Source organism: Bradyrhizobium sp. A11, assembly GCF_042077125.1.
GTDB classification, from domain to species: Bacteria; Pseudomonadota; Alphaproteobacteria; order Rhizobiales; family Xanthobacteraceae; genus Bradyrhizobium; species Bradyrhizobium japonicum_B.
The window spans coordinates 5504755-5528476 of sequence record NZ_CP149509.1 but is presented as its reverse complement, the minus strand read 5'-3'; the positions used below and the strand labels follow the sequence as shown (position 1 = coordinate 5528476).

General features: G+C 64.9%; 26 protein-coding genes. 19 read left to right on the top strand and 7 right to left on the bottom strand.

Features of this window, described 5'->3' with window-relative positions; all coding sequences use genetic code 11:
- Positions 1-240: 240 nt before the first annotated feature.
- From WI560_RS25975 to WI560_RS25915, 13 genes are all read left to right on the top strand, one after another.
- The gene (locus WI560_RS25975; protein ID WP_028134691.1) at positions 241-564 is read left to right on the top strand and encodes a lipid asymmetry maintenance protein MlaB; all 324 of its coding nucleotides are present in this window, start codon (positions 241-243) and stop codon (positions 562-564) included.
- Positions 564-929, top strand: coding sequence for a response regulator (locus WI560_RS25970; protein ID WP_018317043.1), 366 nt, complete (start codon positions 564-566; stop codon positions 927-929). Before WI560_RS25975 ends, WI560_RS25970 begins: the two co-directional genes overlap by 1 nt.
- Positions 926-3028 (top strand): chemotaxis protein CheA, encoded by a 2103-nt coding sequence (locus WI560_RS25965; protein WP_375305471.1) that lies wholly within the window; start codon positions 926-928, stop codon positions 3026-3028. Before WI560_RS25970 ends, WI560_RS25965 begins: the two co-directional genes overlap by 4 nt.
- Complete coding sequence (locus tag WI560_RS25960; RefSeq protein WP_028134693.1) at positions 3028-3489, top strand: chemotaxis protein CheW; 462 nt, start codon at positions 3028-3030, stop codon at positions 3487-3489. The genes WI560_RS25965 and WI560_RS25960 overlap by 1 nt, the downstream gene beginning before the upstream one ends.
- A 37-nt stretch (positions 3490-3526) precedes the next feature.
- On the top strand, positions 3527-5224 hold the full coding sequence (locus tag WI560_RS25955) for a methyl-accepting chemotaxis protein (RefSeq protein WP_375305470.1): 1698 nt from the start codon (positions 3527-3529) through the stop codon (positions 5222-5224).
- 64 nt (positions 5225-5288) lie between these two features.
- Entirely contained in the window at positions 5289-5777 is a 489-nt protein-coding gene (locus tag WI560_RS25950; protein ID WP_375305469.1) for a chemotaxis protein CheW, read from the top strand.
- Positions 5778-5843: 66 nt separating this feature from the next.
- Positions 5844-8018, top strand: a complete 2175-nt coding sequence (locus tag WI560_RS25945; protein WP_375305468.1) for a methyl-accepting chemotaxis protein — start codon at positions 5844-5846, stop codon at positions 8016-8018.
- A gap of 130 nt (positions 8019-8148) precedes the next feature.
- The gene (locus WI560_RS25940; RefSeq protein WP_375305467.1) at positions 8149-9003 is read left to right on the top strand and encodes a CheR family methyltransferase; all 855 of its coding nucleotides are present in this window, start codon (positions 8149-8151) and stop codon (positions 9001-9003) included.
- An 18-nt stretch (positions 9004-9021) separates the two neighbouring features.
- Positions 9022-10113 (top strand): chemotaxis response regulator protein-glutamate methylesterase, encoded by a 1092-nt coding sequence (locus tag WI560_RS25935; RefSeq protein ID WP_375305466.1) that lies wholly within the window; start codon positions 9022-9024, stop codon positions 10111-10113.
- Positions 10114-10118: 5 nt separating this feature from the next.
- Positions 10119-11843, top strand: coding sequence for a chemotaxis protein (locus WI560_RS25930; RefSeq protein ID WP_375308912.1), 1725 nt, complete (start codon positions 10119-10121; stop codon positions 11841-11843).
- A gap of 150 nt (positions 11844-11993) precedes the next feature.
- The gene (locus tag WI560_RS25925; protein WP_375305465.1) at positions 11994-12440 is read left to right on the top strand and encodes a hypothetical protein; all 447 of its coding nucleotides are present in this window, start codon (positions 11994-11996) and stop codon (positions 12438-12440) included.
- Positions 12441-12546: 106 nt separating this feature from the next.
- Positions 12547-12828 carry a hypothetical protein gene (locus tag WI560_RS25920; RefSeq protein WP_106951322.1) on the top strand — a complete coding sequence of 94 codons (282 nt, stop codon included), beginning with the start codon at positions 12547-12549 and terminating at the stop codon, positions 12826-12828.
- A 151-nt stretch (positions 12829-12979) separates the two neighbouring features.
- Complete coding sequence (locus WI560_RS25915; RefSeq protein WP_375305464.1) at positions 12980-13426, top strand: CHRD domain-containing protein; 447 nt, start codon at positions 12980-12982, stop codon at positions 13424-13426.
- Between the two features lie 46 nt (positions 13427-13472).
- On the opposite strand, the gene WI560_RS25910 is transcribed toward WI560_RS25915, so the two are convergent.
- From WI560_RS25910 to WI560_RS25900, 3 genes are all read right to left on the bottom strand, one after another.
- Complete coding sequence (locus WI560_RS25910) at positions 13473-13838, bottom strand: VanZ family protein (RefSeq protein WP_257195723.1); 366 nt, start codon at positions 13836-13838, stop codon at positions 13473-13475.
- 86 nt (positions 13839-13924) lie between these two features.
- Complete coding sequence (locus WI560_RS25905) at positions 13925-15511, bottom strand: EAL domain-containing protein (protein WP_375305463.1); 1587 nt, start codon at positions 15509-15511, stop codon at positions 13925-13927.
- A 586-nt stretch (positions 15512-16097) separates the two neighbouring features.
- Positions 16098-16271, bottom strand: coding sequence for a hypothetical protein (locus WI560_RS25900; RefSeq protein ID WP_164718874.1), 174 nt, complete (start codon positions 16269-16271; stop codon positions 16098-16100).
- Positions 16272-17153: 882 nt separating this feature from the next.
- On the opposite strand from WI560_RS25900, the gene WI560_RS25895 reads away from it, so the two are divergent.
- From WI560_RS25895 to WI560_RS25885, 3 genes are all read left to right on the top strand, one after another.
- The gene (locus WI560_RS25895; RefSeq protein ID WP_375305462.1) at positions 17154-17444 is read left to right on the top strand and encodes a hypothetical protein; all 291 of its coding nucleotides are present in this window, start codon (positions 17154-17156) and stop codon (positions 17442-17444) included.
- Positions 17445-17486: 42 nt separating this feature from the next.
- A complete protein-coding gene (locus WI560_RS25890) occupies positions 17487-17903 on the top strand; it encodes a hypothetical protein (RefSeq protein ID WP_126259844.1) in 417 nt (138 codons plus the stop codon).
- Between the two features lie 124 nt (positions 17904-18027).
- The gene (locus WI560_RS25885) at positions 18028-18264 is read left to right on the top strand and encodes a hypothetical protein (protein WP_375305461.1); all 237 of its coding nucleotides are present in this window, start codon (positions 18028-18030) and stop codon (positions 18262-18264) included.
- Between the two features lie 7 nt (positions 18265-18271).
- On the opposite strand, the gene WI560_RS25880 is transcribed toward WI560_RS25885, so the two are convergent.
- Positions 18272-19489 (bottom strand): hypothetical protein, encoded by a 1218-nt coding sequence (locus tag WI560_RS25880; protein ID WP_375305460.1) that lies wholly within the window; start codon positions 19487-19489, stop codon positions 18272-18274.
- Between the two features lie 185 nt (positions 19490-19674).
- Here WI560_RS25880 and WI560_RS25875 point away from each other — a divergent pair, with 185 nt between their 5' ends.
- Complete coding sequence (locus tag WI560_RS25875; protein ID WP_375305459.1) at positions 19675-19920, top strand: hypothetical protein; 246 nt, start codon at positions 19675-19677, stop codon at positions 19918-19920.
- A gap of 341 nt (positions 19921-20261) precedes the next feature.
- Here the strand turns inward: WI560_RS25875 and WI560_RS25870 are convergent, their stop codons facing one another.
- Positions 20262-20501 (bottom strand): hypothetical protein, encoded by a 240-nt coding sequence (locus WI560_RS25870; RefSeq protein ID WP_375305458.1) that lies wholly within the window; start codon positions 20499-20501, stop codon positions 20262-20264.
- Positions 20502-20991: 490 nt separating this feature from the next.
- On the opposite strand from WI560_RS25870, the gene WI560_RS25865 reads away from it, so the two are divergent.
- Positions 20992-21441 (top strand): hypothetical protein, encoded by a 450-nt coding sequence (locus WI560_RS25865; protein WP_375305457.1) that lies wholly within the window; start codon positions 20992-20994, stop codon positions 21439-21441.
- Between the two features lies 1 nt (position 21442).
- Here the strand turns inward: WI560_RS25865 and WI560_RS25860 are convergent, their stop codons facing one another.
- Both WI560_RS25860 and WI560_RS25855 read right to left on the bottom strand, forming a co-directional pair.
- Positions 21443-22102 (bottom strand): hypothetical protein, encoded by a 660-nt coding sequence (locus tag WI560_RS25860; protein WP_375305456.1) that lies wholly within the window; start codon positions 22100-22102, stop codon positions 21443-21445.
- A gap of 62 nt (positions 22103-22164) precedes the next feature.
- Complete coding sequence (locus WI560_RS25855) at positions 22165-22902, bottom strand: metallophosphoesterase family protein (protein ID WP_375305455.1); 738 nt, start codon at positions 22900-22902, stop codon at positions 22165-22167.
- Positions 22903-23095: 193 nt separating this feature from the next.
- Between WI560_RS25855 and WI560_RS25850 the strand changes: the two genes are divergently transcribed.
- Entirely contained in the window at positions 23096-23722 is a 627-nt protein-coding gene (locus WI560_RS25850; protein ID WP_375305454.1) for a transglutaminase-like cysteine peptidase, read from the top strand.

Genomic DNA, 23722 nt, shown 5'->3' with positions numbered 1-23722 from the left:
CGGGCTCTCTTCGCTGGCAAAGGCACGGACCCCACGCATAACCCGGGCGAATTTAACGCGAAGCAAATGCGCTGCGAGGCCTCGCGGTGAATGTGATTTCAGCAGGTTGTGCATACCTGCATGCAGCTGCGCGAGTTCCGGGCAAATATCACCCGTAGTTGTACGGACTGCCGCGTTAGGAGTTTCCTCACGGGATTCGCGTCAAACGTGTAGCGGAATTCTAGCAAAGGCGGGGCTTTGATGGCGCTCGATCCGACGGAGCCGAAATGGTCGCTGCGGTTACCCGCCGATTGCAGCATCGCTGCTGTTCGCAGCGTTTATGATCTCATTCGCGAGGCCTTCCGGCGCGAGCAGCGGCTCGAGATCGACTGCTCCAGCGTCGACAAGGCCGACGTGACCTCGATCCAGCTGCTGCTGTCGACCGCCAAGACCGGTGAGGCCCAGGGCCGGCCGGTGGTCCTGACCTCCTTCTCACAGTCTCTGCGTACCACCCTTCGTCGCGCCGGCTTCGCCAGCGATGCGATGATCGATCAGCATTTCCCGCAAAAGAAAGATGGCACCTGATGGCCACGATTCTCACGGTCGACGATTCCCCCAGCATCCGCCAGATGATCAAGGTCGTGCTCGAGCCGGCCGGCCACAGCGTGATCGAGGCGGGCGACGGTGCGCAAGGGCTCGCCAAGGCCCAGGCCGGCAAGCTCGACCTCGTGATCACTGACCTCAACATGCCCGTCATGAACGGGCTCGAGTTGATCCGGGCCCTGCGCAAGCTACCGAGCGCGGTCGGCATGCCCATCGTGTTCCTGACCACCGAATCGAACGACACGGTGAAGCAGGAGGCCAAGAGCGCCGGCGCCACCGGCTGGATCACCAAGCCGTTCAAGCCGGAGCAGCTGCTCGCCGTGGTCGGCAAATTGGTGCGCGCATGAGCGCGATGGACCCGACCGAGATATTCCGTCAGGAAGCCAGCGAGCTCTTCGAGGTGCTCGAAGGAGCTCTGCTCGATCTCGGTCTGCGTCCCGACGACCGCGAGCTGGTCGATTCCGCCTTCCGCGCCCTGCATACGATCAAGGGCTCGGGCGCCATGTTCGGCTTCGACAAGGTCGCCTCCTTCACCCACGAATTCGAGACCGCTTTCGACCGCGTCCGCAAGGGCGAGATCAAGCCGACCCAGGAGCTGATCTCGGTCGCGCTCGCCGCCAAGGACTATATCCGCGCGCTGATCGAAGATCCCCAGTCGACCGACGACGTCATCGGCGAAGCCATCCTCGACGACCTCAAGCGCTTCGTCACGGCCGACCAGCCTGCCGCGCCGGTCGTGGACATCGCCGAGGCGCCGCCCCTGGCGCCCGGCGCGAGCAAGCAGGCCGGCTGGCACCTGTATCTCGAATTCGAATCCCACATCCTGCGCAACGGCTCGAACCCGCTCGATCTGCTTGAAGATCTTTGCAAGCTCGGCCCCTGCTTCGTCGTGCCCGTCACCGACGGCGTCCCGTTCCTCGACGAGATGGATCCGGAAGACTGCTATCTGAAGTGGGATGTCAAGCTGCACGCGGCCTGCGACAAGGACGCGATCGACGACGTCTTCATGTTCGTCCAGGACGAGATGAAGCTGACGCTCTCGCCGCTCGAGCAGGCCGAGGCGCCCGCGCCGGCGCCGCTGTTCCAGTTGCTCGACGAGGAGGTCGTCGCCGAGACGGCTGCGCCGGCGGTCGAGCCTGCGCCGGTCGTCGAACAACCCGTCGCGAAGGCGGAAGTCGAAGCCGCGCCCGAACCCAAGCCCGAACACAAGCCCGAGATCAAGCGTGAGGCGGCGCCCGCGCGCCGCGAGGAGGCCAAGCAGGATCGTGGCATCGCCACCGTTCGCGTCCAGGCCGAGCGCCTCGACGAGCTGATGGACCGCGTGGGCGAGCTCGTCATCGCGCAGGCGCGTCTGACCCAGCTCGCTTCCTCCGGCTCCGACCTCTCGATCAAGATGATCGCCGAGGAAATCGAACGTCTCGCCTCGTCCTTGCGCGATACCACGATGGGTGCGCGCATGGTGCCGATCGGCTCGCTGTTCGGCCGCTTCCGCCGCCTGGTGCACGATCTCTCGCGCGATCTATCGAAGCCGGTCGAATTCGTGACTTCGGGCGAGGACACCGAGCTCGACAAGACAATGATCGAGTGTCTCGCCGATCCGCTGGTGCATCTGATCCGCAACGCCATCGACCACGGCATCGAGGATACGGCGACGCGCTCTGCGAATGGCAAGACCGAGCAGGGCCGCATCGAGCTCGCCGCCGTTCACTCCGGCGCGCAGGTGCTCGTCACCGTGAAGGACAACGGCGGCGGCCTCAATACCGCGCGCATCCGTGCGAAAGCGGAAGAGCAGGGCCTGATCGCGCCCGGAGCCGTGCTGACCGATCACGAAATCCATCAATTCCTGTTCCATCCCGGCTTCTCGACCGCGCAGACCATCTCGGCGCTGTCGGGCCGCGGCGTCGGCATGGACGTGGTCAAGCGCACCATCGAGAACATGCGCGGCTCGATCGACCTGTCGACCAGGCCCGGCGAGGGGACCACCGTGACGCTGCGTCTGCCGCTCACGCTCGCGATCATCGAAGGTCTGCTGATCCGCGTCGGCGAGGGCCGCTACATTATTCCGCTGTCCGCGGTCGAGGAATGCATCGAGCTGACCGCCGAGGACGAACGCTCCCGCGGCCGCAATTTCCTCAATGTGCGCGGCAATCTGGTGCCCTTCCTCCGATTGCGCGAGATCATGACCGCATCGGGCGCGCCCGACCGGCATCAGAAGACCATCATCATCTCGACCGGCGAGACCCATGTCGGTCTCGTCGCCGACCAGATCATCGGCAACCACCAGACCGTGATCAAGTCGCTCTCCAAGCTGCACTCGGACGTCACGATGTTCTCGGGCGCGACGATCCTGGGTGACGGCACGGCGGCGCTGATCCTCGACGTCGCGCAGCTGGTCGCGCTGGCGCAGTCGAAGGTCGAAAAGCAGCACATCAGCGAGGCGGCGTGATGAACGACGGTTTGACTGGCGAGCGTCAGACGGGCGCGATGCAGGTCGTGATGATCGGCCTCGGCGAGGAGAAGTTCGCTCTCGATGCCGGCCTCGTGCGCGAGATCATCGATCCCGTTCCCGTGACCAGGGTCGCGGGGGCGCGGGCCTTCGTGCCCAGCGTGATCAACGTCCGCGGCAACGTCATTCCGCTCGCCGACCTGCGCATCCGCTTCGGCATGCCGCAGCTCGACGACACCGCCGACACGCGCATCGTCGTCATCGAGCTGGAGCTCGACGGCGAGCCGGTGCTGGTCGGCGTCACCGCCGACAAGGTCTACGAGGTCACCGAGATATCGCAGACCGACGTGCAGCAGACGCCGCGGGTCGGCATGCACTGGAAGCCGGAGTTCATTCGCTTCATCGCCAAGTGGCGTGAAGAGTTCGTCATCGTTCCGAACATGGAACGCATCCTGAATTGAAGTTGAGGTCTCGGGGCGAGACCTGTGGGGGCTGGACATGAGATTTACGGTCAAGGCCAAGCTGGCCAGCGCGTTTGGTGTGCTCCTGGTGCTCTCGATGGCGGCGGGCGGCCTCGCCTATGTGAAGCTGACCGAGATGATCGAGACTGCCGATAATCTGGTGGCCCGCGCCGGCCGGATGGAGCGTGCGGCAGAGATCGAGCGGGGGATCCTGACCCAGGTTCGGGCCGAGAAGAATCTGCTTCTGGCGTCCGATAGCGAAGCGGATGGCTTCGTCGCCGAAATCGCAAAGCAGCGCGAGGCGCTTCTCAAGCTGAAAGAAGAGATTCACGCCGCAGCGTCCCCGGAAGGCAAGAAGCTGATCGAGAACTTCGCCGCCGCCTACGCCCGGATGAATGCCGTTCAGGACGACGCGCTCAGGACCGCCCGAACGAACAGGCCGAAAGCCGTCGAGCAGTCCGCGGTCGAGGTTCGTAAGGCGGTCCGCGAAGCGATGGACGCCGCCCACGTTTATATCAGCAACGTCAAGAAGAACATGGCGGACCGGGCCGCCTTGGCGCATGAGGACGGCAATCGCGCCCACGTCATGCTGGTCTCGGCGGTGGGTGCATCGCTCGTGATCGGCCTGATCGCCGCGATCTGGATCTCCCTCAGCATCTCCCGCGGGCTCGGCCGTGCGGTCGGCCTCGCCGGTGCCGTGGCGGGCGGCGACCTGACCCAGACGATCAACGTCGCCAGCAATGACGAGATCGGTGATCTCGTGAAGTCGCTGAACACGATGGTCGCGAAGCTTCGTCAGGTCGTCGAGGAGGCTCTCACCGCGGCCAGCAACGTCTCCGCCGGCAGCCAGGAGCTCTCCGCCAGCGCCGAGCAGCTCTCGCAGGGCGCGACCGAGCAGGCCTCGTCCGCCGAGGAAGCCTCTTCCTCGATGGAGGAGATGGCCTCCAACGTGAAGCAGAACGCCGACAATGCCAACCAGACCGAGAAGATTGCGGCGCAGTCGGCCAAGGACGCCGAGGCCAGCGGCGTTGCCGTCGGCCGTGCCGTCGAGGCGATGCAGACCATCGCCGAGAAGATCACCATCGTGCAGGAGATTGCGCGTCAGACCGACCTGCTCGCGCTCAACGCGGCGGTGGAAGCCGCCCGCGCCGGCGAGCACGGCAAGGGCTTCGCGGTGGTCGCCTCCGAGGTGCGCAAGCTCGCCGAGCGCAGCCAGGCGGCCGCGGCGGACATCGGCACGCTCTCGACGGAAAGCGTCAAGGTGGCGCAGGAGGCGGGCCAGATGCTGTCCAAGCTCGTGCCCGACATCAAGAAGACCGCGGAGCTGGTGCAGGAGATCACCGCAGCCTGCCGCGAGCAGGACGTCGGCTCGGCCCAGATCAACCAGGCGATCCAGCAGCTCGACAAGGTCGGCCAGCAGAACGCCAGCGCCTCCGAGCAGGTGTCCTCGACGTCCGAGGAACTCGCCTCGCAAGCCGAGCAACTGCAATCGACCATCTCGTTCTTCCGGATCGAGGACGCCGTGCGCAAGGAGAAGGCGGCTGCCGAGCCGATCGACCGCGCCGTCGGCCAGCTCCGGGCCAAGGCCGCGCATATGGCGGCGGCCGACCGCGGCACCAAGAAGCCCGTGCCTGCCCGCAAGCCGGCGCGAGCCATGAAGGTCGCCGGTGGCGGCGGCTTCGCCTTCGACATGGAAGACGGCGAAGACGATCGCGACGCCGAGTTCCAACGCTGATCAATCGGTCCGGCCTCGTGCCGGACCGCGCTCATTTCCAACCATCGGAATCCCGGACCGCATCATGGCCGCAACCTCGCAATATCTGACGCTCGGGCTCGCCGGCGAGACGTTCGGCATCAGCATCCGCAACGTCCGCGAAATCCTGGACATGCGGCCGATCTCGCGGCTTCCGCACGCGCCGGACTTCCTGCTCGGCATGATCGACGTCCGCGGCAGCGGCTATCCGATCGTCGACCTGCGCACCAAGCTCGGCCTGCCGGCGGTGGCCGCCACCGAAGCGACCCGCATCATCATCCTGGACGTGCCGATGAAAGATCGCCTGGTCGGCGTCGGCTTCGTCGCCGACTGCGTGTTCGAGGTCACCGACATCGACGAGCAGGCGATCGAGCCCGTGCCCGAGGTCGGCGGCAAGTGGCAGTCCGACTATGCCGCCGGCATCGGCCGCAAGGGCGAGAAGTTCGTCGTGATCTTCGATCTCGCCAAGCTGATGGCGAACGACAAGCTTCCGGAAGGACGCGCCGCCGGCGCGGATGCGCCCCGCGCCGCCTGAGTTTGCAAGAGTGAAGCGTACCCACGCGTACCCATCCCGATCCGAATTCGAACCCACGAGATTGAAATGAGATTCACCGTCAAGGCCAAGCTCGCCTCTGCATTCGGCGCAGTCATCGCCCTATCGATGATCACCGGCGGCGTCGCCTACAACAGCCTCTCCACTCTGACCGAGCAGCAGGAGCGCATCGTCGGGCAAGCCTATCGCACCAAGCTGGCTGCCGACGTCATGAGCGCGATCCAGGCGCAGCAGCGGGCCGAGAGCCGCATGATCCAGGCGGTCACCGACAAGGACACCCAGGACAATTACAACGCGATGCTGACGCGCCGCGAGAGGACGCTCAAGCTCAACAGCGAACTCTACGGCAAAGCGAGCGAGAACGGCCGGCGCATGCTCGATCAGGCCGCCGGTCCGATCAAGCGCATGAACGAGCTGGAGGACCAGGCCGCCAAGTTTGCGCTGCTCAACTCCAACAACAGGGCCGCGCAGCTGTGGAAGTCCGAGGGGCAGGCGGCGGTCAAGGACATCGACATGATGTTGGATGCCGCTCTCGCGGAGCTGGGCGGCAATGGCTCTGAGAGCCAGCGTACGGCTCTTGCACTGCTGACGGCCCGTGGCGAGATCGCGCGGCTCGCGCGATCGATCGTTTTCACCTACACGGCGACGACGGCGCAGGAAGTCGATGCCGACGTGAAGGAGGCCACGCAACGGCTGGGCAGCCTCAAGGCGGCCGTGGCTCAGGCCAATCACCCGGGCACGGTCGGCGCCATGAACGCTCAATTGGACCGCCTGACGAAGGTCGTGGAGAATGTCGCGCGTCTGGCCGTGGAGGCCGGCAACATGAAGGCAGCGGCGATCGCGGGTGGTGAAGGACGCAAGGCTTTCAACGAGTCCCTCGACGCCATCGAGCAATACGTCAAGCGGAATGAGAAGCAGATGGCCGAAGTCGCGGAGGAGGGCGCCAGGGACGCGGCCTTCGCGAAGATGCTGCTGATCAGCATGATTGCCGCCGCGCTGTTGATTGCAGTCGCATCGGCGACCTGGATTGCGCTCAATATCAGCCGCGGGCTTGCCCGTGCGGTCGGTCTCGCCAACGCGGTGGCGATCGGCGACCTCAGCCAGAAGATCGACGTGTCGAGCAGGGACGAGGTCGGCGACCTCGTGGTGTCTCTCAACGCGATGACCGCAAATCTGAATGCCACCGCGGCCCTCGCCAACGAGATCGCGCAGGGCAATCTCACGGTCGAGGCCAAGCCGCTGTCGGACAAGGACACGCTGGGCCTGGCGCTCGAGCGCATGGTGGAGAAGCTCCGCCAGATCGTGTCGGAAGCTCTGACCGCGGCGCAGAACGTCTCGGCCGGCAGCCAGGAGCTCTCCGCCAGCGCCGAGCAGCTCTCGCAGGGCGCGACCGAGCAGGCCTCGTCCGCCGAGGAAGCCTCCTCCTCGATGGAGGAGATGGCCTCGAACGTGAAGCAGAACGCCGACAACGCCAACCAGACCGAGAAGATCGCCGCGCAGTCGGCGAAGGACGCGGAAGCTTCCGGCGCAGCGGTCGGCCGCGCCGTCAATGCGATGCAGACCATCGCCGAGAAGATCACGATCGTGCAGGAGATCGCGCGCCAGACCGACCTCTTGGCGCTCAACGCGGCGGTCGAAGCCGCCCGCGCCGGCGAGCATGGCAAGGGTTTTGCGGTGGTCGCCTCTGAAGTGCGCAAGCTCGCCGAACGCAGCCAGGCCGCCGCGGCGGAGATCGGATCGCTGTCATCCGAGACCGTGAAGGTGGCGCAGGAGGCCGGCGCCATGCTTGCCAAGCTGGTTCCGGACATCAAGAAGACCGCAGAACTCGTCGAGGAGATCACCGCGGCCTGCCGCGAGCAGGACGTCGGCTCGGCCCAGATCAATCAGGCGATCCAGCAACTCGACAAGGTCGGCCAGCAGAACGCCAGCGCGTCCGAGCAGGTGTCCTCGACCTCGGAGGAGCTCGCCTCGCAGGCCGAACAGCTGCAGTCCACGATCGCCTATTTCCGCATCGAACAGGCCGCCAAGAGCCAGGCGCCGGCGCCGATCGACCGGGCGGTGAGCCAGTTGCGCGCCAAGGCGGCCACCATGGCGGCCGTCGAGCGCCCGACGAGAAAGGCCGCGCCGGCCAAGCCGGCGCGCGCCGCGAAGGTGGCCGGCGGTGGCTTCGCCTTCGACATGAACGACGGCGGGGACGACAGGGACGCCGAATTCCAGCGCTAGGACTCCTGCGGACCGGCCCACCTTGCGAGGGGTGAACCGGTCCGCGTTCAAGTAAACGCTTAGGATCGAAGATGGCCCGTATGGCCCGACATTCAGCACAGGCGGCCATCCCGGGCCGGGGCACGCGGCCATGATGCCCGCCGTGCAGGATACGGCCGTCCATCTGTCGGATCGGCACTTCCGGACCATCGCCGAACTCATCGAGGGGCAGGTCGGCATCAAGCTGCCGCAGGGCAAGCGGCTGATGCTGGAGGGGCGGCTGCACAAGCGCGTGCGCGCGCTGAACTTCTCCGACCTCAACGAATATGTCGAGAACCTGTTCGAGCCGGATCATTTCGACAGCGAGCTCACCCATCTCATCGATGTGGTGACGACCAACAAGACCGACTTCTTCCGCGAGCCCCAGCACTTCACCTTCCTGCGCGACGCCGCGGTGCCCGCTCTGCTCAAATCCCATCGGCGCAACAACGCGAAGCTGAAGATCTGGAGCTCGGCAAGCTCCACCGGCATGGAAGCCTATACGACCGCGATGGTGCTGGACGACATGACGCGGAACGGCTCGCGCTTTCAGTACCGCGTCCTCGGGACCGACATCTCGACCGCCGTGTTGCGGCTCGCCAAGACCGCCATCTACACCAGGGACGTGCTCGCCCCGGTGCCGGAGCCCTTCCTGAAGCGATATTTCCTGTCGTCGCGGGACAAGTCGCGCGGCGAGGTGCGGGTCGTGCCCGAATTGCGGCGGATGACGTATTTCATGAGAATGAATCTCATGGACGCGTCCTATCCGGTCGATCGCGACGTCGATATCATCTTCTGCCGCAACGTCTTGATCTATTTCGAGCGCGAGACGCAGCGCAAGGTGATCGAGCGGTTGTGCAGCCATTTGCGGCCGGGAGGCTATCTCCTGGTCGGCCATTCCGAATCGATGATTCACAGCGCCGTGCCGGGCCTGAAGCAGGTCCAGCCCACCATCTTCCAGGTTTGATCGGAGAGCCGCACCACCATGCCGAAGGAGAAAGTTCGCGTGCTGATCGTGGACGATTCGGCGTCGGTGCGCCAAATCTTGCAGACGATCCTCAACGATGACCCCGATATCGAGGTGATGGCAACGGCCTCGGATCCGTTCGTGGCGGCGCGTCGTCTCCAGAACGAGATTCCCGACGTCATCATCCTCGACCTCGAGATGCCGCGCATGGACGGCATGACGTTCCTGCGCAAGATCATGGCGCAGCGTCCGATCCCGGTGATCATCTGCTCCTCGCTGACCGAGGAGGGCTCGAACGTGATGTTCGAGGCGTTCGAGGCCGGCGCGGTCGACATCGTGCCGAAGCCGAAGATCGACACGCGGCAGGCGCTGCTCGAATGCTCGACGCGACTCCGCGAGGCCGTGAAGTCGGCGGCGCGCGCGCGGGTGCGCCCACGCGCGGAACGCCGGGCCATCGAGAAGAAGCTGACCGCCGACGCCATCATCCCGCCGCCGGTGCAGGGCCGGGTGCGGCCGACGACGGAGCGCATCGTGTGCATCGGCGCCTCGACGGGCGGGACTGAAGCGCTCAACGACGTGCTGGAGATGCTGCCGGCGCACTCCCCGCCGCTCGTCATCGTCCAGCACATGCCGGCAGGCTTCACCGCGGCCTTCGCCAGGCGGCTCGACGGCGTCTGCCAGATCAGGGTCAAGGAGGCCGAGGATGGCGAGCCGGTGCTGCCGGGCAGCGCCTATATCGCGCCGGGGGCCCGGCACATGCTGCTCCAGCGCATCGGCCTGCGCTACCAGATCGCGATCAAGGACGGTCCGCCGGTGTCGCGGCATCGTCCCTCGGTCGACGTGTTGTTCCGCTCGGCAGCCCAGCATGCCGGCGCCAACGCGCTCGGTGTCATCATGACCGGCATGGGCGATGACGGCGCGCGCGGGATGCTGGAGATGCGCAAGCTCGGCGCCTCGACGCGGGCGCAGGACGAAGAGAGCTGCGTGGTGTTCGGCATGCCCAAGGAGGCCATCGCCTATGGTGGCGTCGAGAAGGTCGTGTCGCTGCATCAGATCCCGCGCGAGATCATGCACTGGTATCAGGCCGGGCACGCGGCGGTGACGGGTTGATGGCCATGTCCCTGGTTCCGGCCAATACGCTTGCCGAGGCGACCGCGGCGATCGAGGACGTCTCCTCGCGCATCGAGGAGGTCTTCGCGCGCGTCGGTCGCGACCTCGGGCGCGGCCACCTCATCTTCCAGGAGCTGAACCAGGGCTTGGCTGCGCTCTCGGGCGAGCTCTCCGGCGCCGAGATCGAGGGCGCCGCGACGGCGCTGCAGGAGATCGCCGCGCGGCTGAGCGAGCTGGCGCGGGCGCTGCCGGCGGAAAGCGCGCTGCTGGAGACGATCGGCAAGAGCGCGGCGGAGGCGTCTTCGCTGCTCAAGCCGCTGTTCAAGCACATCCAGATGATCACCATCATCGCGCGCAGCGCGCGGATCGAGGCTGCCTCGCTCGACGGCGACCGCGAGGGCTTTCTCGCCTTCACCCAGGAAGCCTATGATCTCGGCAAGGCCGTGCAGGGCTCGATCGAAGGCTGCGCGCGGGACCAGCAGCGCCTGTCGGAAGCGGTCGCCACCGCCTCCGGACGGCAGAGGGAGTTCGAGAGCCGCTACCGGGCCCAGCTGATGTCGGAGAGCGCCGAGCTCGGCGCCGCCTATTCCGGCCTGCGCGAGCAGCGCAGCAAGAGCGGCCATCTGGCCGAGCGCGCCAGTTCCAGCACCAGGAAGATCGCCGACGCGGTTGGCAGCGCGATCATCTCGCTGCAGGCCGGCGACAGCACGCGTCAGCGTCTCGAGCACGTGTGCCACGGTCTCGGCCTCGCGCCGGCCGCCGCGCCGAGCCTCGTCCCGGGGCCTGTCCCGGGCGACGACGTCATGCGCGCGATTTGCCGATTGCAGGCGGCCCAGCTCAGGGATGCCCAGCGCGAGTTCGGCGGCGACATCGGCCAGATCGTCGGCGCGCTCACCGCCATCCTGCGCGATGCGGGCAGCGTCGCCGGCCACGGCCGTACGCTGTTCGGCGGCGAGGAAGACGGCTCGTCGTTCCTGACGCGCGTCAAGCAGGCGCTGGCGCACGCGTCGAACCTGATCGCCACCTGCGACAGTGCGGGCCGCTCGGTCGACGAGGCGCTCGCGATCCTCGAGGACACGCTGGCAAAATTTCGCCAGGCGATCGCCGGCCTCGCCGAGGCGACGGTCGACATCACGCTGATCGGAATGAATGCCGGCCTCAAGGCGAGCCATCTCGGCAGCCGCGGCAGCGCCTTCGTCGTCATCGCCAACGAGCTCAAGGCCACCGCCGATCTGGTCTCGGCGGGGGCCGCGCGTCTGAGGCCCGTGCTCGACGGGATCGAACGCTCGGCCAGGGAGCTGAAGGAGCTGCGCGTGCAGGGTGATCCCACGCAGCTTGCCAAGCTCGAGCCGCAGATCCTGCTGGCGCTGCGCGAGGTCGAGGCCGGCAATGAGCGGCTCGGCAAGCAGATGAGCCGGCTCGTGAACGAAGGCGCGGAATTCGAGAGGCTGATGAATTCGGCCCAGGGCCTGATGACCACGCTCGGCGAAAGCTCGGCGGCCTTGCCCGCGGTCGCGACGCGGCTGGAGACCGCGGCCGCGGGTGCGCAGCGGCTTCAGGTGGAGGTGCAGGATCAGGCGATACTCGACGATCTCTTCGCGCGCTACACGATGGAGCGCGAGCGCGACGTTCATCGCGACTTCCTGCAAACGATCGGGCTTGAGTCGGCCGCCGCCTCGCGCCGGGTCGAGGCGGCCGAGACCGCGGACGACGGCATAGAATTGTTCTGACGTGCCGCAGCGATCGCCTCGCGCGGCAGGGTCATTTTGACGGGTCGGCTTTGCAGGGCATTAACCGTGGCGGAATGCTCGCCGCATCGGTCATTGTCGCGCCGCAGACTTGGGTTGCAGATACCGGTGAAATTTACGGTGGATGCTTCCATGATGCGAGACGGCAAATACGCGGCCTGGTTCAGGACCCCGCGCGGCCAGGGCACGGGCATCGTGCATCTGGCGGATGGACGGATCTCCGGTAGCGACAGCTTCTTCACTTATGGCGGCTCCTATCGGTTCGCTGACGACCAGCACTTCACGGCGGTCCTGACCACGCGGCGGTATGCCGAGGGCCCGCCGACCGTGTTCGGTCCTGATGAGGTCGAGGTCGAGCTCGCGGGCGTGTGCAGCGGCGCGCTGGCGACCTGCTCCGGAAAAGCCAAGCAGGCGCCCGACGTGCTTTTCGAGGTGACGCTGATCTTCTGCCAGGAAGACGCGCCGGCTGTGGAAACGCGATCCGCTGTCGTGAAGCTCAATGACAAATTGCCCAAGGGTCTCGACAGCCGTTCGCGGCCGCGCCAGTTCCCGCTGCCTCCGAGGCCTCCCGCGTCTTAGCCTTGCGTTGACGCTATCGCAGCGAAGCGGGCTGCGAATGCGCCGCGGCAACGGTGCATTTAGGGGTGGAACGTTACGATGAGGCCGCAATGAAGGACGAACGAACATGCCTCAGATCTGGATGACATACGACGAACTGGCGACGCTCAGCGATTGTACGCCCGCGGAAGCCAGAATGCGGGCCATCCATCTGTCGCTCGACCGCCGCAAGAGCCGCGACGGCGCAACGCGCGTCAAGCTTGACCTGGCGCTGACGGCCAAATTCTTCGCCTCCGTCCGCGAAGCGGATTTCGATCTCGACGGCGCCATCGCCGCGCTCCAGAGCACGCACAGGCAAATGGCCGAACTCCTGACACCGACCGGGTTCCGCGAACGCGGTGCAGCCTGAGCGCTGCGCCTTATATTGCCGGGCTCACCGCAAGAGCGGCGCCCTCGATCTCCGCTGTCTTTTCGAATCAGGCATAGTCCTGTCTCCGGAATTTTGAGCCGGGGGCCGGGGTTTCAACCGCAACGGGTCAAAGAGCCCGCAGGAGAATGCCATGAGCAAAGCCAGGGATCGGATCGGCGTGACGCTGTGGGGAACGGCGCTGCTCGGTGCGCTGCTGATGGTCGCAGCCTCGCCGGCGCGTGCGGAGGTCGTCAAGCTGCAGGCCGAGCTCAAGGGCAGCAATGAAGTCCCGCCGAACAATTCCCAGGGTTCAGGCAGGGCCGAGGCCACGTTCGATAGCGAGACCAAAGTCCTGACCTATACCGTCACCTTTACCGATCTGTCGGGGCCGGCGATGGGTGCTCATTTCCATGGTCCGGGTGAAGCGGGCAAGAACGCCGGCATCGCCTTGCCGTTCAAGACGGTTCAAAGCCCGATCCAGGGCAGCGCCACGCTGACGGACGCTCAGGCGGCCGATCTGTTGGCCGGGAAATGGTACGCGAACATCCATACGGCCGCCAACCCGGGCGGCGAATTGCGCGGGCAGATGATGAAGTAGGGATGATGTCCCGGCGGCGCTGAAGAGGTTGTCGGCGCCGGGATCGTCAGGCTGGCGGCCGGGGCAGGAAGGCCAGGATCGTCTGGGCGAGGAGGACGCCGACGGTGCCGCCCGCCGCCTTTTGCAGCACGTCGAGGAAGCCCGGATCGCGATCGGGGATCAGTGCTTGCAGGACTTCCAGCCCCATGGCGACGGCCACGACGAGCGAGCAGGCCAGAGCGAGCCGGCCGGGCAACAGGAAGGACAGCAGGAATCCCAACAGGCCGTAGGCGCTGAAGCGCTCGATCACGACGATCCAATAGGCCTCGTGATGCCCCATCAGCGCAGGCCGTCCCGCCAGTCTTGCCAAGGTGGCATAGACGATGAGGGCGAGGCAGATGGCCGCGGCTGCGATGAGGTGATTTCGACGCATGGCCTACCATAGCCGCCCGGATGCGATCCCGCCTTCGAAAGACGAGAACATCGTTAAAGCGCCCGGTTGGGCGCCGGCGGGGATGGTCAGGCGACCAGGACGTCGCCAGCCGGTGCCGCGGCTGCGGAATGGCGGCGCGACTCGACCAGCTCGCTGAACTTGGCGAATGGGAGCGGGGCGGCGACGAGATAGCCCTGTCCTTCGTCGACGCCGGACGCGATCAGGGCGCGGCGCTGCTCCTCGGTCTCGATTCCCTCCGCGACGACCGTCATCCGAAAATCCCTGGCGAGCGCGACCAGCATCTCGACGATCGTCGTGGTCGATGCATCCACGGTGATGGTGTCGACGAAGAACTTGTCGATCTTGATTGCGCTGGCGCCGAGCCCCTTCAGCCGCGACAAGCCGCTATGGCCGACACCGACGTCGTCGATGGCGACGCGGAAGCCATGGTCACGCAGCTCCGCCACCACGGTCGCGGCGTGCGCGAGATCGTCGAGCTCGTCGCGCTCGGTCACCTCGACCACGATCTGGCGTGCGGAGATTCTCGCCGTCAGGACCGTGCGCCGCAGCGTCTCGACGAAGCCGGCGCTCAGCAGGTGCTTCGGCACGACGTTCACGGACATCTTGAAGCTCTTGTCCGCCTTCAGCACGACTTGCAGATCGGCGAGCGCCGATCGCAGGATCTGCCAGGTCATCGCCTGGATGCGCCCGCTGGATTCGGCCAGCGGAATGAAATTCACCGGCGGCACCACCGAGCCGTCCTTCCGGACCCAGCGCGCCAGCACCTCGCATCCGGTGATCCGGCCGGTCCTGAGGTCGAAGATCGGCTGGTAGTACGGCTTGAATTCGCCGGCTGCGAGGGCGCGATCGAGGTCGGCGACCGGTCCTTCCGTCCGGCGGCTGCGTGCCAGCAGGATGCCGAAGAGTGCACCCAACCAAAGCGCGACCGCGAGCGCCGGCCAATACGCCTCGCTGTTCCAGCTCGAAAGCACCGCCTGCTCGAGCCGGATCGTGGCGTGAAGCGGCAGGCGCGCGGACTGCCTGTCGAAGCTGATCGGCCCCGGCAGCGGCTTGTCGGCATCGAGCCGGAATTCGCCGAGCTTCTCGCCATTGCTCAAGGCGAGGATCACCTCGCTATGCGCGCGCAGCTCGGCGGGCATCAGATCGAACAGGCCGGAATTGATGCCGACGATGGCGACCAGCGCCGAGCTGGGATTGACGTCCCTGAGCACCCCCAACGCGTCACCGCCGAACTGCTCGACGCGGAATAAAGCGAGCTGCTTGTCCTGCGAGGGCAGCATGTCGCGGCGATCCGCCCATCCCTTGTCGAACTCGAGCGTCTCGGAATAGGCCGAGCAGATCACCGATCCGTCCGGATTGACGAGACGGACGTCCTTGATCGCCGAGCGCTGGTAGACATGGAGCCGGATGGCTTGCAGCGCGGCCGGCGCGCAGCTGGCAAGATCGCGCTTGGCGAGCTCGTCGAGGCTCGCTGCGGCGAAATCGACCGCCAGTTCGGATCGGCGCAGAACCACCTCGGTCAGCTCGTTCAGCTGGTGCATCTGCTGGTGGCGAATGACGGCCTCTGCCGCGAAATGGCCCGCCAGCCCAAACGCCATCATGCTCGCAAGCACGAGCGCCACAAACGGAAGGTTCGGTCGCTGGTGTCTCATCCGGTCCGGGCGGAATTCAGGAGAGGCGGGAACTGATCTTGGCAATGACCTTGAGAATTATCTTGAGAATTATCTTGGGAATTGATCCTAGCCAGCGAGGGCTAAGATAGGGTTTAACGGGCGGACCGGTCCGGAAGGGCGACCGCGTGGTTTGCCTGACCGATGGTCCGCGCGGCCCAAGCATGAAAGTTGAGCAGTATGATCAGGACGTTAAGCCTCCTCCTGTCGTTGGTCCTCGGAACCGCGGTGGCCTCCGCGCAGGGCACCAAAGACCAGCCAGCGGGCAATCAGCCCACCAGCCGCAGTGGCGCTGCGACGAATTCCGGCTCGGACAGCATGGGCGGAGCTTTCAAGGGGACGGGGACACCGAACTACGGAACCAGCCCCGGGATGGGCTCCCAGAAGAAGACGCGCAACTAGGTCTGAACGGCCGGGCGGACTGAAAGACGGGACGCTTGGTCGCGTTCACCGGAGGCGGGCGGAGACGGCCTCCGGATGGTTGCCTTGGTTCCGCCCCTCACGTCGGAAGGAAGGAGGTTCTGCGCTGGCGGGCAAAGCTGCCGTCGGCGGCGAGCTGCTTCCAGGACTAGCCCTTCTTGCCGGTCTTCGACTTCAACGAAAGACCAAGCCGCAAGGCCATGCGCTTGATCGCATCCGGCGAGCGGCCGAGAAGTTTCGCCGCCTGCTCCAGCGAAGCCGAAGACTTGGCCAATTCCATGAGTCGGCGGTCTTCCTTGAACGACCAGGGCTTGCGCGCCATAACCGAAATGATCCTCTTGTCGACACAATGACAAAGCCGCCAAGCGACCCATGTTCGCTCGACGGCTTTGCTTGGGTGGGGCCAGGCTTGGGGAAGCCCGGTGCGAAGATGGATATGCGTTTGGTGAGACTTCGCAACAAACAACGCGGATTAAGCTAACCGCTCAACCTTACCGCGACAAAATCGGCACGCGAGGCACCGTATGATTCCGGTGAACGAGGGTTCATGGTGTCGGCGGGTCGAGCTCTGGTAAGAAGAACTGGAGCTCTTCACCGCCCTCGTGCCGATCAATCTTCAAGCACCACGTTGCACAAACTTCATCTTCGTCTGACAAAAGTTTCGGCGCTGCCGATCTTGAAGTCGGCGCAACGAAAAGATGAAAATGAGCGCGGGAGGAACGTTCCGGCAAACGTGGGACATTCCAAATGACGGCAGTCTTGGTCTTGGTTTCGATTTTCGCGGCGGGCTTTGGTTGCGGCTATGGTGTGAGGGCGTGGCGCTCGCGGAGGCGATCGGCGCGATATCGTCTTTACGCGCCCTATACCCCCGCCTCGATGGCGACCGGCCGAACCCAGCCGCCATCATCGTAGACGACGCGTGTCCTAACTCGAAAGTCGTGGCGAAATCGAAATAACCATGTGCGGTTAGGTTAACTCGTCGCCCTCCTTGAGCGCTTCGGAAAGGCAGCCTAAGACGAGGCAATTCATGGCGAGCGTTTGGCCGCCTCTGTTTTTTCGGAGGCGCGCAGGTGGACATAGATGACGTATCTCATTGCGTTGCTGGGCGCGACGATCTGCGTCCTCATGATTGCGTTTGTTTGTAGTTATGGCCGGCATCTGAAAGATCTTTCAGGTCCCTGGATCATGAACGAGGGTCATTCGAATGATTGATCAACGGCACAACGCGCCGCGCAGGTATTTCGTCGACGCACAGGGGCACCGCGTTCTGGTCGGCCTTTCGCTGGAGGAGACGGCGGAATTCGAGGTGCTGGATCTTGCGCCGACGGAGACGGTGCAAATCGCGGCCGAAGCCGGCTTCGGCAAGGGAACGGGTGCGGTTGACGACGTTCGGTGGCTCGAGCTCTATTCCAAGCACGAAGCAGCCTGGCGGGCGTGGATCGCACGAAGCCGGGCGGAGCGGCCGCAGGATTTAGCCTTTGTTAACTATGCCTGACCGATGGTAGCGGCCTAAATCTCGAATGTGGGGATAGCCCAAATGTTTCAGCTGTTCCTGAGAGCGCGCGCGCACAATCTTCTCGGCTCTCGCCGCGAGGACAAAGGGTTCAAGGCGCGCTCCGTCGAGCGCGATGCCGAGACCGACCGGGTCCGGATCGGTGCGGTCCTGGCGGCGATCGAAACGGCATTGCAGGAGGCGGAGCGGGAGCAGGCCGGCCTCAACCGGCGCGTCGATGACGCACTTGCACGTGCATCCGTCACCTTCGGAAACGGCACCGACGAATATCTCGAGCGGGAGGCGCTCGACAATCATCACCAGGACCTGTTCGCCGCCGACATCTCCAACGGCCAGCGCCGGCTCAAGGAATTGGCGAGCAGCATTGCGCATTTGAAGTTCGTCAGGACTGCCATGCTGACGCGCTTTCCGGATTTCAAGCCGCCGCAGCTCAACAGCTGATAACAATTCTGCTTTGCCGTTTGGCGCTTCGATCCTTTTTGCTATGGTCCGGCAAACGTTCACGGTTCGAAGGAGCAACGACGTGCCGGTCAGAAATGCGCGAAGGTTGGTTGGATTGGCATGCGTGCTGACATTGGGTGCGCCGGCGACGGCGTCGGCCATTACCGCTGAAGTGGCGCGCGCATGCGACGCGGCGGTGGCCAAGGCCTTTCCACCCAGGCAAATCGGCAACCCTGCGGCCGGTAGCGCCAAAGGCACGGGCAAGGATCGGCGCGAATACTTCCAGAAATGCGTCGCCAACAACGGCAAGGTCGATGACGCTCCGGCGGAGACGTCCAAGGACAGCAAGCCCGCCAAATGAGGTTCGGCTAGCGACGCGGCGGCGGACAGGGCGAGTAGAACGCGCCGTTCGCCGCGTTGATGCGTTCGACGCATTGATTGGGATCGGTGACCGTTCCGGCCACCGTGAAGTCGTAGCCCATGCCCTTGATCACCACGACGTAGCGGCCGGGAGCAAGCGTGAAGCCGTCCTGCTCCGGTTGCAGCAACAGCATTCTCGGCTGGTCGTCGACCGGGCCTACCTTGTAGGGATAGGACATGCTGCGGATGACCCAGGAATCGCCCGCGCTGACCATGGAGGCTTTCCCGCTGGCATCGACGCCCATGGCTCGCGAGACCTTCGCGACGACCCGAACTTCGGTCCCGGTTGCATCGACACCGCCATCGGGCCTGAACACGATGAACCTGACGTCGCCGTCCATCAACGTGGTCGCGCTCGGCGTGGTGATGGCCGCCGAGATCGCGACGCGGCGGTCCGGAATCTTGCCCGGCACCGACTTCAGCTCATGGAGCTGGCCCTCGCTCAAGGCGTAGACTCCGAACGTTGTCGGCAGAGGCATCGAGGGTGGTGCAGCTTGCGCCGGCTCTTTCGCGCTATCCGGCGTCCGATCGACCGCCTCGCCGACGGCGGGAGATGGGCTGGCGCTCGGTTGAGATGCCGGGCTGCTCGGTGCCCGCTCGGGCGGCGGCGCCATCTGCGACAATGCGGTCAGTTGCGACCGCAGCCGAGGCCAATAGACAGCCACGGTCACGCCTGCGCCAATGAGCAGGAGGATGACCGCCAATCGAACCAGAAAGGTGAAGGCGCTGCTGCGTTTGCGTGGATCGGGCGATTGCGGCGCTGCCACGGGACGGCGCGGTGCTCCCGCGTCCTGCGCGGTCGGCGTCGCAGCGGAAGCGGATGGCGACGGAACTGAGGGGGAAGCGGGGGTCGGGATCGGCGGGGGCGCCGGGACGGTGGTTGCCGCCGCACCATTCTGTGGCTCCGAGGCGGCGCTGCGCGCGAAGGAACGTTCCACCTCCTTGATGGCGCGTTCGAGCACCTGCAGAAGCTCGCGGGATTCCCGCGCGTCGGCGTGCGTGAATTGCTCGAGCAGCTTGACGCGTGCCAGCTCATAGACGATCTCCCGCATCTGCTGGGGATCGTCGGAGACGGCGCGGATGCGGCTCGACAGGAGACGGATAAACCCGGCCTTGATCTGTTGCGTCGATGGGGCGTTGGCCGCAGTTTCGCCGGAGTCGGTCATCAAGGGCGACCAAGTAGCCCGGATGAGGCCATTTCGCTAGGCTTTTCCGCTCGAGACGCCACGACCGAGGAAGCCCTCCCGCTGGTTGCCGGGTCTGTCCGCGCCCCTCTCGGTCGTTCGAAGGCGCTTGCTTTTAGGGGAAAACCTGTGACATTTCGCGGAGCTCCTCATTCCGGTGTTCGATCATGCGCGGCGTTCTAGCAGTCCTCACGGCTTTGACATTCCTGGCTTCGCCTGCCGTTGCGCAAGGGATCAAGGATCAGGCCAACACCACGAGCTCCAGCATCATCACGACGCCCACGAAGAAGGCCCAGACCAGTCAGACGGCGTCGCGGCCGACCGCCGTTCGAAACCTGTCAGGCAGTCTGCCCGCTGGAAAGTCGGCGCAGGGCGTCTGGCGCGACGGCAAGCTGGTCGCCGTTCCCCGCTGAGGCGGCCCAACGGAACCGTGAAGGAACGGTGATCGCCTCCCTGACGTTACTGCTCGGGAGATAATTATGAAACGACCAGTTCTGATCGCCATCGCGTTGTTCATGCCCGCCGCTGCCTGGGCCCAGGGCGTCAACGATCCTTCGACGCCCAACCGCAGCGTGACCATCGTCAATCCGTCGCAGCCCGCACCCCCCAACGCGACGCGGAACATCCCAAGCAGGATTGAGCCCCCCGTGACGACGCGGGGACACGCGCGACCCTATTACGGGAATAGAACCCGGGGCAGCGGGTCGAGCCGTCGCTAGCCCTCGTTCACCGGGCGGCGAGCTCCTCGGCTATGCTATTGCGGGTTGACCTCGACCTCCAAGGTCGAGGTCCCCGAGTCATGTCGGTTCTTGCCCGAGATCAGCAGCGTGAACTTGTCAGTGCCGTGCGTTTGGCTCTCGGCCGAATAGCGGAAGCCGGAGCCGACCACGGCCAACTGGCCGCGGGAAGGTCCGCTCACGACCGATACGTTGAAGATCTGCATGTACGACCAACGCAGGCCCTGGATGCATTCCGCGCCAGGCGCGATCGACATCGTCCATCTCACCGTATCGTGCGACAAGGCAAACGGTGTTCGCTCCTTGATGCAGAGCGGGCTGGCGTGAGCCGCGACGTCTGACATTGCGGACGCGGCAACGCCCAACAGCAACAATGATCCTGCACGCATGCTCGGCCACTCCGGAGGGGAAACTGGAAGCTAGCAGCAATGAGCTAATGAGGTCTTAGATCGAGCTTTGTTCCCCTGCGGTCTTCTGGCGCGGATATCGAGCAACAGCACTCATCCGTCGGTCGAGTTCGGAACGATGCGATGCTGCTTTGCCCGACCAATCAATCTGCATTTCGGAAAATTCGTAAGTCTTTGATTTGGTTGGGGCCGGCTACTGTGCATGGGGTTGTTTTTCAATTTTTAAGGGGGGCTCGAAGGTCCAAGGGCCTCTGCGAACCACCTTCTTGCAATTGGGAACCTTATGAGCTGAAGTTGCAATGGCCTCTGACTGCTGTGGCCCAACCTTGGAGTCATCGGAGTGCAATCCACTCGCCGCAATTCCGTGTCAGGTCGCCGGATACCGGGGGATGCATCGGTCAAGGTGCTGTTGGCTGCCGCTGTCGGACTGGCCGTGTATGGGGCCGGTCCGCTCGCATGTCTTGCCCAGAGCGAACCCGAGCCCTCGCTCAGCGACTATCTTCCGCCAAGCGAGCCGGAAGTCTCGCGCGATGAATGGCGGCAACGCATCGAGGACGCGCGGCGCCGGGCCAAGGAGGTCTCGCGCGAGCGGCGGGAGCATCCTGAGCTCTACAAGCCGATTCCGGAAGATCCGGACCTGGTCGCGACCGAACGTCTGCTCCGCGACGACAGCCTGCAGCGCGGCGACATCGTCACGACCAAGAAGGGCATGTTCGTCTACCAAGGCAGGTCCGACCAGCCGCGCCGCGACCAGGACTTCGTGCCGGTCGCCCCGAAATCGGTGCGCTGAGTTAGTAACGCCGCAAGATCTCGTTGAACTTGGGATCGGACACTTTCGTGGTCTCGAGCAGCAGCGACTTGCCTTGCGGCGTTGCCTGCACGTAAGCCGAGACCAGCAGCGGCTCGTATCGGGAGCGATTGGCGAGCGCGGAGCGGATGTCGGATTGCGCCAGCAGCCTGATCTCCTCGTCGCTCGCGGCGGCGCCCGAGGTCACGGTTCGGACGCGAGACATGGCAACGTCGATCGGCACCGCTCCGGTCAGGTAGGACATCTTTACCGCCGGCGTCGCCGCTTCGCCGGCCTGGGCCTGCAGCGTGCCGAGCGTGAGCCAGAGCGCCGGCCTGATCGGTGAGACTTTCAAGGCTGCGACGACGGCGGCTTGCGCGGCCTTGTTCTCGCTGGCTCTTCCGGGAGCATCGGCCGCAGGACGATGAAGAACGTCGCTGGCCGTCGCCGCCGCATAATTGGCAAGCAGATCGCCATCCCATGAAAAGGACGCCAAACCGCCGGCGGCTGCCAGCTTGGCCTTGTCGGGCGGAATCTCGCCCGAGAACAAATCGCTCGCGCGAAAGTTCGGCCGGACGAGATCGGCATAGAAGCTCATGCCGGCATGAAGCGCCAGCACGATCGCAGTCGAGATGCCGATGACGCGAAGCAGGATCATGTTCATGGTGAAATCGACGAGGCCTGTGAGGGCGAAGCAAACGAGCAATTGAAAGGAAGGCAGGAGCCTCAAACCGCCATCAGACTATCGCCCTGGATCGTCAGCAGCGTCAAGTTTCCGGTCGCGTAAGCGCCGGTGTCGATGTTGATGCGGTTCGGGCGGATATCGGGCACGCTGACCGGCGTATGACCGTGGACGATGTATTTGCCGAAGCGTTCTTCGGAGGCCAGGAACTCCTCGCGGATCCAGAGCAGGTCCTCGTCCTTCTGGCGCTCGAGCGCGACGCCGGGCTTGACGCCGGCGTGCACGAAGAAGAAATCGCCGCAGGTAAAGGACGATGGCAATTGCCGCAGGAAGGCGAGGTGCTCGGGCGGCAGCGCGCGCCTCAATCCTTCGATCAGCTCGACCTGTTGCTCCGCCGAGGGGTTCATGGTCGGCGTGATGCCGTAGGAGACCAGCGTCAGGAGGCCGCCATAATGGCGCCACTCCTGCAGGCGGGCCGGGTCCTTGAGGACCTCGAGCAGGAAGACCTCGTGGTTGCCCTTCAGGCAGACCGTCTCATGTGACTTCGAGCGCGCGATCAGCAGATCGAGCACGGCGCGCGAGTCCGGGCCGCGGTCGACATAGTCGCCGAGGAAGACCTGAATTGCGCGCTCGGGCGCGGAATGGGCAAGATCGGCGTCGATCACGGTTAACAGCGATTGAAGCAGGTCGGCGCGGCCATGCACGTCGCCGATCGCATAGACGCGGACGCCGTCGGGAAGCCGCGGCTTGGTCTTCTTTCGAAAGCGTGAGGAGAGGCCCATCAGGTCGGTCGAATCGCATCCAGCGTCACGAGCGGAACGTCGTGACCGCTCTTAGCAGAACAAGTCACACATCGGTATTCTTAATTGTTTCCGACCAAGTCGCCCGCATTTTGATTAAAGGATCGCGCGGCCTTTGAGCCGTATTTCAAGAGGTCTCGCGTAGCGTCTCCCCAACAAGAACGGGGAGCGCGACATGCGCAAAGTTGTAAAGTTCCTGGCGGCGATGGCCGCAATCGTGGTTGCTGCGGGGGCGCAGCAGCGCGCCGAAGCCGCTTTCGTCGGCGCGCCCTTGGGGCTGCGCGGTGCCATCCAGTACATCAAATTCGACCAGCCGACGCTGGCGCCGATGGCCTTCACGCTGTTCTGCCTGAAGTACAAGGACGAGTGCAAGCCGCGGCCGCAGCAGATCGTGTTCAGGGGCGGCCGGCTGAAGCTCACGGCCGAACGGCTGGCGCAGATGCAGGATGTCAACCGGCAGGTCAATACCGCCATCCGTCCCGAGGCCAATCTGGAAGGACTGCGCGGCGAGAAATGGCTGCTGCATCCGACGAGCGGCGACTGCAACGACTACGCCGTGACAAAACGCCACGAACTGATCGCCAAGGGCTTTCCGGCGCGCGCGGTGCTGCTCAGCGAGGTCGTGACCACCTGGGGCGAGCATCATCTCGTCGTCGTGGTGCGGACCTTCTCCGGCGATCTCGTGCTGGACAATCTGTCCGGCCACATCCTGCCGTGGTCGAAGAAGCCTTATCGCTGGGTCCGCATTCAGTCGCCCAAGAACCCGAACTACTGGGCCTCGCTCGGCGACCGCTCGGTCTGA